Source organism: Shewanella profunda (assembly GCF_023283765.1).
Lineage (GTDB): Bacteria > Pseudomonadota > Gammaproteobacteria > Enterobacterales > Shewanellaceae > Shewanella > Shewanella profunda.
Genome location: NZ_JAKILG010000031.1, coordinates 22,423 through 36,071 on the forward strand (window position 1 = coordinate 22,423; position 13,649 = coordinate 36,071).

At 33.9% G+C, this 13,649-nt stretch carries 13 protein-coding genes and 1 tRNA gene; 5 read left to right on the forward strand and 9 right to left on the reverse strand.

Features of this window, described 5'->3' with window-relative positions:
- Positions 1–55 precede the first annotated feature (55 nt).
- Positions 56–131, forward strand: a tRNA-Arg gene (locus L2744_RS14430).
- A 231-nt stretch (positions 132–362) separates the two neighbouring features.
- Complete coding sequence (locus L2744_RS21735) at positions 363–539, forward strand: helix-turn-helix domain-containing protein (RefSeq protein ID WP_376711952.1); 177 nt, start codon at positions 363–365, stop codon at positions 537–539.
- A 138-nt stretch (positions 540–677) separates the two neighbouring features.
- Here L2744_RS21735 and L2744_RS14435 read toward each other — a convergent pair whose 3' ends face one another.
- The 3 genes from L2744_RS14435 to L2744_RS14445 all read right to left on the reverse strand — a co-directional run bounded on the left by L2744_RS14435 (position 678) and on the right by L2744_RS14445 (position 3,300).
- The gene (locus L2744_RS14435) at positions 678–887 is read right to left on the reverse strand and encodes a hypothetical protein (protein ID WP_248992572.1); all 210 of its coding nucleotides are present in this window, start codon (positions 885–887) and stop codon (positions 678–680) included.
- A gap of 147 nt (positions 888–1,034) precedes the next feature.
- A complete protein-coding gene (locus L2744_RS14440; protein ID WP_248992573.1) occupies positions 1,035–1,550 on the reverse strand; it encodes a hypothetical protein in 516 nt (171 codons plus the stop codon).
- 469 nt (positions 1,551–2,019) lie between these two features.
- Positions 2,020–3,300 carry a plasmid recombination protein gene (locus L2744_RS14445; protein ID WP_248992574.1) on the reverse strand — a complete coding sequence of 427 codons (1,281 nt, stop codon included), beginning with the start codon at positions 3,298–3,300 and terminating at the stop codon, positions 2,020–2,022.
- 214 nt (positions 3,301–3,514) lie between these two features.
- Here L2744_RS14445 and L2744_RS14450 point away from each other — a divergent pair, with 214 nt between their 5' ends.
- Positions 3,515–3,697: a hypothetical protein gene (locus L2744_RS14450; protein WP_248992575.1), complete on the forward strand. Its 183-nt coding sequence runs from the start codon at positions 3,515–3,517 to the stop codon at positions 3,695–3,697.
- Positions 3,681–4,001, forward strand: a complete 321-nt coding sequence (locus tag L2744_RS14455; RefSeq protein ID WP_248992576.1) for a hypothetical protein — start codon at positions 3,681–3,683, stop codon at positions 3,999–4,001. The genes L2744_RS14450 and L2744_RS14455 overlap by 17 nt, the downstream gene beginning before the upstream one ends.
- Positions 4,002–4,029: 28 nt before the next feature.
- Here the strand turns inward: L2744_RS14455 and L2744_RS14460 are convergent, their stop codons facing one another.
- Positions 4,030–5,865, reverse strand: coding sequence for a zincin-like metallopeptidase domain-containing protein (locus tag L2744_RS14460; protein ID WP_248992577.1), 1,836 nt, complete (start codon positions 5,863–5,865; stop codon positions 4,030–4,032).
- Positions 5,866–6,219: 354 nt separating this feature from the next.
- On the opposite strand from L2744_RS14460, the gene L2744_RS14465 reads away from it, so the two are divergent.
- Positions 6,220–6,525, forward strand: coding sequence for a hypothetical protein (locus L2744_RS14465; protein ID WP_248992578.1), 306 nt, complete (start codon positions 6,220–6,222; stop codon positions 6,523–6,525).
- Positions 6,526–6,792: 267 nt separating this feature from the next.
- Here L2744_RS14465 and L2744_RS14470 read toward each other — a convergent pair whose 3' ends face one another.
- The 5 genes from L2744_RS14470 to L2744_RS14490 form a co-directional block, all read right to left on the reverse strand.
- Entirely contained in the window at positions 6,793–8,571 is a 1,779-nt protein-coding gene (locus L2744_RS14470; RefSeq protein WP_248992579.1) for a DUF7380 domain-containing protein, read from the reverse strand.
- 474 nt (positions 8,572–9,045) lie between these two features.
- Positions 9,046–9,777 (reverse strand): hypothetical protein, encoded by a 732-nt coding sequence (locus L2744_RS14475; protein WP_248992580.1) that lies wholly within the window; start codon positions 9,775–9,777, stop codon positions 9,046–9,048.
- A gap of 134 nt (positions 9,778–9,911) precedes the next feature.
- The gene (locus tag L2744_RS14480) at positions 9,912–11,354 is read right to left on the reverse strand and encodes an SNIPE associated domain-containing protein (RefSeq protein WP_248992581.1); all 1,443 of its coding nucleotides are present in this window, start codon (positions 11,352–11,354) and stop codon (positions 9,912–9,914) included.
- A gap of 3 nt (positions 11,355–11,357) precedes the next feature.
- A complete protein-coding gene (locus tag L2744_RS14485; RefSeq protein ID WP_142615043.1) occupies positions 11,358–11,672 on the reverse strand; it encodes a hypothetical protein in 315 nt (104 codons plus the stop codon).
- 542 nt (positions 11,673–12,214) lie between these two features.
- Positions 12,215–13,498 (reverse strand): tyrosine-type recombinase/integrase, encoded by a 1,284-nt coding sequence (locus tag L2744_RS14490; RefSeq protein ID WP_248992582.1) that lies wholly within the window; start codon positions 13,496–13,498, stop codon positions 12,215–12,217.
- Positions 13,499–13,649 lie beyond the last annotated feature (151 nt).

Consider the following 13,649-nt stretch of genomic DNA (forward strand, 5'->3'; position numbering starts at 1 on the left):
GCAACTAAATCATAAGCCTTTTAATCAGAGATAAAACCAGTATAATCACCCTCGTCTCTTCATAGCTCAACAGGATAGAGCAGCCGCCTCCTAAGCGGCCGATCGGGGTTCGAGTCCCTGTGGAGAGACCAGTAGCCTATATAAATCAATCAGTTACAAGAAAATTTTCGTTTTATCCTACTCATATCCTACTTTATATCTTTATATATTTTTTTTCTTCCTAAATTGAAAATAAATACTTGATTTTGTTAAAGCATTATGTTATTTGACTTTTTTATGGTTTTTTGTTATATTACTTTAAATCAAATGTCAATTTGATTATAAAAAAACAAACAAAAAAATAAGGGGTTATGATGGAAATGATGTTATTAACGAACGAAGAAGCCGCAACTTTTTTAAAAATTTCACCGAGAACGCTTACCAATTGGCGATCAGCCAGAAACGCGAGAATCCCATTTTCGAAAGTTGGTCGAGGTGTAAGATACAATCAGCAAGATCTAGTTGATTTTGTCAATTCGAACACCAAACAAATCTCATAGTCAATCAATAAAAAAGAGTCAAAAATATGTACTTTTACTTTACATTGAACAATAAAAAGCCGTTAAATAGCGGCTTTTAAATCTATATTAAAAATCAGTATCAGTAAAAATTTAAGACTTACTAGACTTCTACTTTCGCTATATATCATCGGAATTTATTTCATCGGCAAGAACAACTGCATCATTGATTTTTTTGTTCTTCTTCTCCGTCTCCTTTTTCTTTTTATTTATAATTTTAACTTTATCAATATCATTGATTTTTTCAAACTCGAAACCACTAATATGATTTAAAGATACGAGCTGCTCAAGAGCAAATTTTAACTTTCTCTTTTTTTCTCTATTTTCCATTTTTGAATGACCCAAACGCTCTAAAAACTTATATAAATCGACATAGAAACAGCTCTGTCTTTTGAATTTTTTAGTCTGAAGATAAAGATATACAGCTTTTGCGTACTGCGTTTTTATTTTGTAATACACAGTCAAATCGATCAATTCTTAAGAAAAATCAGCAGTAGCTATTGCGCCTAATTTCCTGCTCAATTCAATTTTAATCTCTTTAGATTCAGTATCATAAAAAGTGCTTTGAAAAAGTGGAAATGACAATCTAGTTGTATATTTATCCACATCATCACATCCGTCTTTATAAAAGAATAATTCAACATGACAAAATTCTAATCGCTTTATTCTCTTTACTAATACTTTTCTCTTAGCTTCAGTTCTTGAAGCTTTTGATAGTTTCAATGCTTCAAACAATTCTTTATCAGTTAATGAAATACTAAATTTTCTATACTGTTGATATTTGCTAATTATAATAGCAAATAAAGGAAAGTCATCCGATGCATTCAACTCTAAACCGTTATAAACAACTCTTTCATTTTTAGTTCTTGAAATATCATAACTAACTAACCCTCTTGAATTTTCATCAACTTTGTAATTTGATGTCGCGAAAATTGGCGCATGTATAATTGATGATAACTGCATAGATTCTGTGCTTTTTTTTATTTTTTTCATATTAATGTTCCATAGTTATAAGTAATAGATATCACATTTAAATACGTTGTCAACAGTAGCACACAATAAATTTATAATTATTTTAAACATTTTATTGAGCTAATAAATATAAGTAGTAGCTTGAATTATTATTTTAACAACTAGACAAGTAAAAAAGAAACACACGAAAATCATGATTGATTTCATCGTAAAGATAAAGAAGGAGCACACAAATCATAAAAAAGCAGCCACGAATCATAAAAAAGTAGCCACAAAACATTGATGTAGCCCTTGTTGTGCATGGTTTTCAAAGTCTGTAACCGTTTTTAACCTTTTTAAACCTGCTTGTTAACTTATTTTGAGATTACATTATCGTTAACTAACTTTTGTATATTGATCACTATTTAATTCACTTCACTACACAAACAGGGTTTGTTTCGTTTCGTTCACTTTTTATCTGATGAAAAGCTTGATTATATTTAATTGAACTTTAACTATTAAAAATCTGATTAAGTTTTTTAAATTTAGTAGATAATCTTTGTTTTTTATCAATTTCAGCAGAAACTTCAGTATTATTTATTGCGTTAATTTGTTCTTCATTATAAACAATATTTGCATGTATAGACGCTGTTACAACTTCATCAGCAGTTTTTTCAATAATATTTGACAAACCTCCAGAACTAATTTCTTTAAACCATAATTGGAATTTATTATAAACATTTCTAATTGATTCTAGTGTTTTCTCTAAGTTAGTCACTTCTTTTCTCTGTGATTTTATTATACTTTCATTAGATTCAATTTCAATTTTTTGCCTTTCTAAAACTGTATTGATATTTTCTTCAAGTTTTTTCTGCCTAATTTCTCTTTTTATTTTTTCTTCTCGAACATAAACAGATTTATCTTTATGCTCTGCATTCGTAATCTGTTTAGATATTCCGCGCCTAAAACCCAAATGTTTGAAACTTTCTGCAACTCGGTCTTGCATAGCTACAAAATTTTGATTGAGTTTATACTTGGTCAGTTCTTCGTCATTTGAAGCTCTCAAATCATCATCACGCTTCGAATCTGCTAAAGACTGACGTATGTATGGTTGATGTGAAGAAAGTGGCTTTAAAGGCTGTCTCTTGAACTTAAAATCATAATTGAAGAACAAGCAGTGTGAATGAATGTTTCTTTTCCATTTACCAGTTGCTTGATCAACGTGTCCTTCGTCCATATGTAAAGCTCCACCCATAAATTTCATGCCATGTACACTTTCTTCACCTTGGCAATGTGTTTTTAATCTTTTCTCAAGACCTTTTGCTAATTTAATTTGTATGTCCGATTGACTTAAATTAGGATATTTCAATTTAAGCTGTTTTTCTAAAAACTCAATTTGTTCTTCAGAAAAAACAACTATCATTTCAAGTGTTGTATTCATGTCTTTTCTTGATTTTTTTCCTGTTTCAGCTTCAAAATCAACTTTAACTTTATTATAAGCATCGATTAGATCTAAATTTTCAAAATCAGATCCGACAAAATTTGTATTTAAATGAGAAAGATCTTCATTTGGATTTAATGAGTTAGTATTTTTAAATCTAAGTATATGATCTAAAAGCTCAATAGTTCCTTTATGCTTTTCAGTTTTTGTTTCAAAAACTTTATAAGATCTACCATCTTTATTCTTTAGTAACAGTCCCTTTTCGTCTTTAGCCCATATTTTCCTTTTTTTAGATAGTTCACATTGTTGATCTTTATAATATGCAGTTCTAACAGATATAAAATCACTCATTAATAACCACCTTTATTATTATATATACTTTAAACATCTCAGAAAAATATATTATTTCAATAGCGATTTAGAATAAAATTTTAACACACTAAAACTTTGTTCCAAAGGTGTGCTCTGCGAGAGGTGATTTTTTTGTAAAAATAAGCAAAATTTTGACTTGAAAAATATTTATTTCATGCAATAATTTAATTTATAGTATTTAAATGAGGGGAATATGGATAACAATAGAAAAAGCAGTAATAAAGATATTTCAAGAGTCAATATCACTTATGATCCACAATATGAAAAGAATATTCACGACTGGCTATTAAAACAGCGTTTCTTAAATAAACATAAGGACAATACTAGTAAAGGGAAAGGGAAAGCTAAAGGTGCAGATAATGGATTTAGAAAATAAAATCGACCAAGCAAAAAATCTTATAGACCATTTTTATTCTATTCATAGTGAGCAAATTAATCATCATGATTCTAATATTAATTTTGATCTAATTTACTTTATGCATTTTTATCATATAATTTTGATGAAAAAGATAAAAAATATTTTCAATTTATCAGATGAACAATTTGAGAAACTACAAGTCAACCCAACATTTCAAAATAGCATTATAAAATACATCGATGCTGTAGTTATTAAACTAGTAAATAAAGCATTAGATCAACGTCTATACTCCCCTCGCAGAAAAACATCCAGAAAACCTTGAACCATATACATGTATTTCAGCTGTAAAATCATATCCTCATAGATCTACCAATAATTTTATTATTCAACTGATTATAGTTTGAGCCAGTCAGTATTGAATTTTCATTTGGGTCAATTCCTTGCTCTTGTAGCTTATTTATATAATAAGGAACTTTCTCTTGCCCATAACAACGATTAAAGCGGTCAATCACTGTATCTGATGAGAAACACTGATCCACATCGTTATCAAAGATATCCACCAAACCGAACTTATCACACAAAGTACCTGCGTCATATGCTGCTAATGCAGAGATCCCATAGTGCTGCTGTAAAAAGTGATAAAAATCTTCTTCTAATATAAAACGCTGCTCATCAAACTCATTTACTTCATGTGCAGTTTCTAGCAATTCAAACAACTCCAATTGACCATATCGCTTCACCAAATAACTATCTAATGCTTTACTCGCAGTGGTATTCACATACTCAGCAATAAAAAGAGTCTTAACTGACGGCTCAGAGTCATTAGTTTGAATAGAAAGTCTGAAAGCATCTGAATCAAATTGTTCAACCAGTGCAGCTTGATATTCTCGCCCTTTAACAACAATGTAGTCAGCGGCAAGTTTCCCCTTACTACAGGCAATGCTCAAAAAGTCTTTATTCGAATCTGTCTTCTGACGCTTCAACCAAGCATGAATGTATTTAGCTGACGCTTTATCTAACACGCCAGGCAAGTTAAATCGCTTCATCAACTGCTGGGATGATGATTCTGCGATCACTTCCTCAAAAGCGTATTGAGTTGAGCCAAAGGTGTGGCCGAATTTACGAGCTAAACGACTTTGATGACCAGTTGAGTGACTCATTTCATGCGCCAAAACTCCAGTATAAGCTAACAGACAATGTTCACCTGTAAAGCGAGCCTCATCGACCATAGCAATTTCATCTCTCTCAATATTGTAGTAACAGGATTTCGGATGAGATATAAGCGGCACACCCATTTGGATTAATGCACCTTGTAACAACGCCTTTGCTGCGAGGATTCTCGGCTTAAACAGCTTCTCTCTTTCATCTTCAGTACGGCAGGCTTTCAACTCGGCCAATAACACTGTTTCTCTGAAGTCCTTAACCCAATTTTTATATAGATCATTATCATCCAAACCTGCGTCAAATTGAGAAGCATGGTATAGCTCAAATAACCTCAATACCTTTTGATCTCGGTAATGCTCCTGTTCTGAATCAGCCAGAGTCATATATCGTTTATAGCTGAGCCATTTTTTCGGGTCATCGCTTTGCAAACTGTCATTCACGTAAAGCTCAACCACCTTTTGACCAATGCATAAAGGCGTTTCTGGCTCAACCAAGCCCAGTTCATCTAGATTGTGCTTATTAAGGAAAATCGGTGTTTCTAGCCCCATTTCCTGCTGAAGCATCGACAACAACATAGCATTATTACCTGTATAAAGTTGACCTGTTTTCGCATTTTTAGGGTTCCCGTAAATCACATGTTCACTCCACGGCAGCTTAAACTGATACTCTGTATCCGTGCTTTCAAATGCTTCAATATATTTGCGATACATCGTTTCAACTTGCTCAAGCACCGTTAAGGATTTTGGCGATATCGATTCGTTAGCTATAGTAGATAGTCGCTGCTGTACTGATTTAAAATCATTTTCACTCAATACTGTTCTATCCAAGCAGGCGTGCATGTAAAGGCTGGTAAAGCCATTGTCTTTAATAAAACTGTCAAACTTTTTTTTGGTTATTATATCAGCAGGCGTTTTTTCTCGATTAATATAGAAGTCTAACTGCTTAATAGATTTAATCACCCTGTTTAATGATACAAACTTTTCCTTAATTTTTTCTACTATTTCAACATTATAATTTTTCATATGACACCTCAGAAATAAAAGTGCCAATCTAAAACTTAAATATAATTCACTTTAAATAATAAAATATTCACTACACTTACATCCTTACATAAGGAAAGTTAATTTCAACCCTTACGACAAATTAAAAATAAATTAAAATAAATTAAAAATAATTAAAAATAATTATTTTAATTTATCACATACTTAATATTAATTATCACAAAAATGTAAAAAACGGAAGGTTACAAACACTTATTCGATTGATATGATAGTTACAGATAAACAATAACAACAATAAGGAGAAAGATATACGCGCTACAAATTATGCATTTTAAATCGTAAAAATAAATAATCACAAAATCAAAGGAGATACACATGTATATAGATCAAAACTTAATTAGAGAAGTACTAATTCAAAATGAATACCTTACAAAAAACAAAATGGAACAGTTCATCAAAGATGAGCAACACTTTATCGATATCGAACATTATCAAAATTCTAAAGGCGATTCGAGATGGAAGTTGACACTCACATCTGGTGATACGGATATTTTTGCCATTACTAGCGATGATGGAAGCTTTATTATAGAAGGCTGGACTCGATCAATGAACGAACCTGTCGTTGAAGTGGGAAATAATCCAGAGTTAGGCGACTATTTAGTTCAGCTCAGTAAAAGATAGTTCGTGAAAGTCATTTTAAAAAGTGTATTTTTAGACACTCCAAATAAATAACTTTAACTAATTATTCTATGGAATACTGTGTTCACACTAACTCAGTTTTGGACAAAAGTTTGTTAGAGTTATTCACTACCCGCAGGTAATACTCATAAGATTTTGTAGGGGGTCATAAGGAAATCGAGCTCATAATCTTACTCACATTAATGATAAAATTAGTTCTGTATAGTGGTATAACTTGTTTTGTAACAAAATCAGTTATACCACTGCATATCAATCCCTAACAAGAGAGTGACAAATCATTCGAAGTACATACCACCAAGCGTAAACCGAATGATGGCTTTGACCATCATTATCATCCAATAATCCGTGGGCCACTTGGTTTCTAAAATTACAACCCAGACTCTCGGTAAAGATCGTCTTAAGTTCAAATGCTACTTTTTCACCGAACATTGTTTCGAAATTATTTTTCAGTACTAAAGAGCTCAATGAAATTTCATCCTCAATACTACCCTTACTATCATTTATTGTTGTGCTATGTTCACCTGCATCCTTTAGTTTCATTCGAACAATATGTTCTATCTGTGGACACAATAAATGTATAGCAGCAGAAAAATCATGCTCAAAACCAAACCAAAGTGCCAAGCCTAAGGTTTTTTCTCGGCCATCAGGTACTAATGGAGAGTGTAAGCATATCAACTCAAAAAACTCTCTAGAGAAAGAATGCTCTTCACGTAGTTGGTCTAAAGCAGGCAATAATTTAGTTTTTACATCGAAATTCATGTAGAAGAGATAATTTTCAATACATTGTTCATGTATTGCACGTTCAACATCTTTAGCATCATCTTTATTATGAGCTGGTGATTTACCAATAACTCGCCCATTTCGTGAAATATTGATCGTACTTACCATCGATTTATAATTTACATTTCTTAAGCTTTTTTCAGCATCAGCGGACATAGTTTCTAAATCAGAACTAACAATCAAACCACAGTAATAGAGAAGAGCCGTTTTTGCATCTGTTTTACCTGATACATGTTTTTTTGCGTTAACTACAATATCAGATACATCTGGCATTGGGAGTTCTATCGTGACCATTTCATCAATCATCTGTTTACCTGAATGCTCAATTTTATGCTTTAGCCTACTTATTATTTCTTCTATTTTGTTTTGATCAGTACGATATTTAATTTCAATATCTCGGTATGCTTTTAATGCATCACAATAAAATAATTTTGCAACTACAGCCGAGTCCGTTAATCTTTTATCCCCTTCAAGCTCATAACTGTTAGCATAAAAAACCCTTGAGTTCACCCATGGTGCTTTATCTTTAAATAGTGTAGAAATTTCAATTGCAAGTTTCATATATTCTCTGACTACATGATACTCGCCTTGCTCGTTAGACTCTCTGGCTAGTTCAGTTAAGCGTAAAAAAATATTGTCAAAATTATCAGCCTTACTACTTGTTTTAAATAGTAATGAGCAGAGTTTTTGAACTATGAAATTATATTTTCCATGATCTAGATGAATAGCTTCTAATATTCTATCTTTTAACTCAGTCAATCTATTTAAGTCATTGATTTTTCTGCATAGTACTAAAGCTCTTTCCCATTCGTTGACTTTATACAAAAAACTTGAGTCAAGCTTGATTTTCTTTCTGGTGTAACAATCAATTGCAAGTTTAGCCCAATCTTTAATTTGGTATTTAGTACTATAAAAAAGAATCTCAGCCAGCCGAGCTTTTAGGTAATTATCGTCAGTAAAAGGAATGATGGCTTCATAAAACTCTAGGTCTTCTTTAGTAAAATCTTTCAAAATATTCGTTTCTGAAGGTAAGACTAATGTGAACGGGTTATAGATATTATCGGGGTGCCTAAGCTTCAAACTGACAACCCTCTCAAGCATAGACAAGGTGGTTTTTTTTGAATAACTAACTTCTTTTCCTATGACGGTTCGAAGATGAAGTTCATAGGAGTGACCATCTTCAGGAATAATGGAGATCTTTTCATCCCACTTTAATGCCTTAAAAGCGTCAACATATTCGCCAGTCATAGTTTTCCACCGAGAATTTTATGCGATAAAATCAATGACTAATATTAGCATAACACTTAGCTACGTCACGGATTAATGCTCATCATTCTGCGAAGACTTCTTCTTTATCAAATGCTAGCTATACAAAAATATCGACATTAGACAGATAAAGTCTCTCCTCAATTGATGAAAGTATTAGATCGAGTCTTGCCGCTATCCTAGTCATAAGTTTTAGTATGGGAAATTTCTTGAAGGAGCGATTAATCTAACCTTACTTCAAACTCGTTTTGGGGCATAAATACTTTACCCGCCTAGGCTCATTTCTGGACATAAATTAGTTAGGTTATTAGCTTTAACTCATAAGTTTCGGATTGAAATTTCTATGGATAAATGTCCAATTAAGGTTTGAATTATACGACTCAATTTGAACACTGCCGCTATTACTAAACTCAAAAACAAACCGTCAAGTGTGGTGAATCAATCTTAGATTGTTCGTTATATTGCCAGTTCGACATGTCTAGCGTAAATCATACCTTTAGTTGTTGTTATAGGCTTTTTGTCTGGTGTACAAAACATGTCTATTCGATCAATGTTATTCGAAACTGAATACTCATCACCTAACTCAATGATGGTAGGCTTACCTGCCAATTCCTCAATAGCTCGACAGCGTTCAGCAATAAGGTTCGTTATGTTAAAGATAAATCTATACATATCAAAGCCAAGCTCATGAACTACACCATCTAACTTCAAAGATGGCTTGTTGCAAAATACCTCCATATTAGTTAGTAAATCGTTATTGTAAGAGTAGCATTCAGATATTGAAGCCATCTCTTTAGAAACAAATTTAAGTTTCTTCTGATATTGCCTGTCGTTTTGAGGAACCATTGCATTATCGATAAAAGACTTAACACTTTTGGCAAAAGTTTCTAGGGGGATTATTAGATGCTGCACACGATCAAATTGTACATTCTCTTCGATAGAAACAAACATTCTAATATGATCGACATCACCAACATGGTGAAAATAGTTTCGAATAGTTCTGAGTAACTTGAAGTCTGGGTGATCTTTTATGTTACAGTCAAATAGCTCTTTCAGTTTATCAGCCGTAGAATGAAGATTATTAAGATAAGTAAACAAGCTATTTACATCATGTTCTTCTATGGTATCGAGCCTTAAGAGGGCTCGCTGACTTTCAAAATACCTATCTATAAATGTATGTCTTTTCATAAAATCTCAGTCGCTATGTAACGCCCTGTTATTTTGCGTTAATTTATGGTTTTAGAAGCATCTTCAAACGTGTGCTAACAAGCTTTAGGGCAGAATTGAGCTAGCTACAGCAGCTAGCTCAGTACATTTCCACATTATGCTGCTTCACTTAATCTTAAGCTTTCATAGTAATCCTCAGCTAAAGCAGTCATTTTAAATTCGGCATCTATTCCAGCTATCTTTTCTACGGCTTCTTGGATAGATGCAAGGTCGACATTAAAGAACTCTTTGCGAAGGTTTACAGCGTTTACACGTTTAGAATTGAATTCGCGGTGTAACGCTGTTTCAAGAGCTGGAGCATCATCGGTGTAAATCATGGCATGTACGTCAAATGGGAATGGTACACTTGCATCGCCTAGTTCTTTAACCCTGTCCATTGGCTCTAGACGGCGAGTAAGTCCTATCTTGTAAACATCTTCACCAAACGAACCAATATTACTGATGACGTAAACATGCCCCTTACGGGTTTGTTCCGCCATACTCTTAGCTCGTTCTTCTTTGGCTTCTGCTTCGGCGAGCTGCTGCTCTAGCATTGCTATCCGTTGCTCCATTTCAGAGCGCTCCTGCTCAGTAGCGTTAGCAAGTTCGCGCTGCGCTTTATCAAGAAGATTTCGGTACATTTTTTCTTCTTTTTCGGCATCGGCTATCGCTTTCTCAAATTCTTTAATAGCTCGTTGTTCTTCACGGATCTGTTCTTTGATAAGCTGCTGCTCAGCGACCTCTTCTTGCTTTTTAAGTGTGTATTGATATTGAAGCTTACACTCTTCGAACTTAAGTTCGATGTAATCTATATTAAATCCGCACTCTAATGTTGCTGCTGACTTTTCAAGTGTGTTGGCAAGTTTTTCTATACGTTCTAGAGTACGCCCAAACGAACTCGGCGACACCTTACCGATAAGAAGATCACATTCAATATTAAAAGCAGTAAGCATGAGCTTAATTTGACCATTTAGAATTGAATTATTGAATGACTTGTCGTTAGATATCACCGTTGACTCTGGGAAAGTGATCGCTGTTTTATCTTTGATCATGTCTTTTTGCTGCTGCCTAACATCCTTGATCTCTTCCGCAAATCGAGTAGATGTTTCGTAAAGGTACTTAGGCATTTCAAAATGACCATGAGCAGTGTATTCATCAAGCCTTGAATATAAGTCGAGATCACCCATTAACTCTTCTAGCTCAAGCTCACCTTTTTCAATACTTGAGTTAAGTTCATCTAATGTTGATGTAGTCGATTCTAAGGTCGCTTGCTGCTCTTGAATGCTCTGTTTTAGTACATTATCTTGTCCTTTCAAAGCTTGAAGTTCGGCAGTTTCCTCATTGATTTTATCTAGCTCTAGCTTTGCGGTTTCAGTGGCAGCGATTATTGATTCTCGGCTTATACACACTGAATCATATTGCTCTTTTGTTTTTGCTAGTGCTTCATCTAGCGACTTGTATTGCTCGATTTTCTTATCCGCTGAGCGTTTTGTTAGAATATAAGTTAATACGATAGCTATTAATGATAAACCTGCCAACATCAGTAAATTATTATCCATTGATTACTTTAGAACCTCTTGTATGAATTGTTTCCTAAGAGCGGCTCGCTCTTCACATCGCTCCTGGTATTCTTCTGCGGCGTTAGCTACTGCATCTTTAAAAGCTTGCTTTGCTGCTGACTTATTTAGTCTTGCTTGCCTTTGTAATTCGCGCTGAGCTTCTCGCACTTCTCTTTCGTGCTCTCTCATTGCCTGAGCATGTGCTCGCTCACTAGCTTTTTGCCTACGCTGGGATTCACGAGCTGCTTGTTTGTTAGCTCTATCTATTGCTTTAACAATCTTTATAGCCGTTCGTAAACCACTACCTCGTCTAGCCAATGGTTTCTCCTTTGAAGTGGTGTAATGCTGACTTTTTGGATGCTAGCACAATCGAATATGTGCAACTGATGCTCATGTCAAACAGATGGCATATTTTTTGGATTTTGGTGGGAGTAAAGTGAATTACTTTTGGTAGGGTAAACACATGGAGCATCAGTAGCATAGAGTACAGACCCTAAACGATTTTGGGGCATAAATGATTTACACACCGTGGCACTTTTCTGTCGGATAGGCGGTAACTGTTACCAAATGCCGCCCTCCTAAGACCATGCGTGCAATAATCTGAATATCTAGTTGCATATTGTAGAGGCATATAGCATAACTATTGGAGCAAAGTTTCAAAGCACAAAATAATTAGCATGCGATATCATATTGGACCGTAATCCTGCCTCTAAAAATATGATTTTTCAATTATTTTTCGCTTCACTAAAGTTAGTACAGACGCTAGCCTCATGTTGCGCAGTATCGCTAGCGAGCTAAATTCTGATATGTACCCAACATTAAAAATCTATTATTACCACTACAGTATTTAATAGCATCTTTTAAGTTATTGTTTTATTTTCTAAATCAGCTCTAACCTTCTCTAAAATATCAGAATTTTCATCACTAACATCCTGTACGGCTTTCACGATTTTTGAATTATTTAAGTGTGCATAGTGTTTTTTCGTTGTTTGCAAATTTCTATGCCCCAAAGCACCCTGTGTTAAACCTAAATCAGATGTATTATTATATATCTCTGTAGCCAATGTCCGCCTAAGATCATGAATAGTAAGATTTTCTTTTCTATCCTTAGAGTAAACCCCAGCCCTCCTACAAATCCTTCGCCAAAACGCCCCTTCGCTCGTTTTCTCAGAAATATGACCAGTTTTTGATATTGGTGAATCTGATGGAAAAACGAATTTAGAAGTCTTTGTTAAAATCCGTCTCGCCAAAATTTCAGTAGCTCTCTTTGATAACGAAATTTGCTGATTTTCATCATTTTTTATTTTTAGAGTCCATGTACTACCAAGAAGATCTACATCAGACCAAACCATCGATATAACATTTTGTTTTCTTGCGCCAGTTTCGATGATCATCCAAACAACATCAGAATGTATAATTTTCTCCTCTTCTTCTATAGCCTTGAAAAGTCTGAATTTTTCATCTTTTTTTAATACTCTTGCCCTACCGCTGGGAGCCGTCAGCTTTTCCAATGCAAATAATTGATTAAAAGGTATTTTTCTTTTTTTAACAGCGAAATTTAAGGCGGCTTTAGAAAACGTCAAAATTTTATTATAGACAGCAACCGATTTATCCTTTTGAAAGGTTTCTTCAAATTCGGTTGCGTCTATATCTTCAATTTTTTTATCTGCGTAAACTGGCAAAACATGGTTTTTAAATGTAGCTTTTGCATCTTTAAGCGATATTTTTGTCTTAAGTTCCATTCGAACGCAATTTTCAAAATCAGTTATGTAATAGTCAACAATTTTACTAAATGTCAGAACACCGTCATCTTCACTTCCACTTTCACTTTTCGGTATTTCGACTTGTTTGTGAGCATGTTTTTCGATCCGAGGGTCGATGCCCATAGCGATTTGACCGTTTATAGCTCTCGCCTTGTTTCTGATCATTTCAATGGAAACATCATCAGTAATTTTGCAAATATCAACTTCTATGGGCTTACCTTTAAACTTGCGGTAAACTGCAAAAACGATCTGGCCTGATGGTGATTTTCGGGCAACTAATCCTTCAACTTTCGGATCATTGTAGCGAATGCGTTTAGAAACCGAGGGTAAGCTTTTTAGCTTTTCAATGGTAAAATCTTTGTCGCTTTTGAGTTTTGCCATGATACAAATAATCCTACTTTTTTGAGTTATCCTACTCTATCCTACTTTGCGGAGGGTTTCAAAGTGATTACAAGTGATGTCAAGTTGTATCATTATATAATAAAAACCCATAAAAACAATGATTTGTCGAGTTTTGATAATTATGCACTTG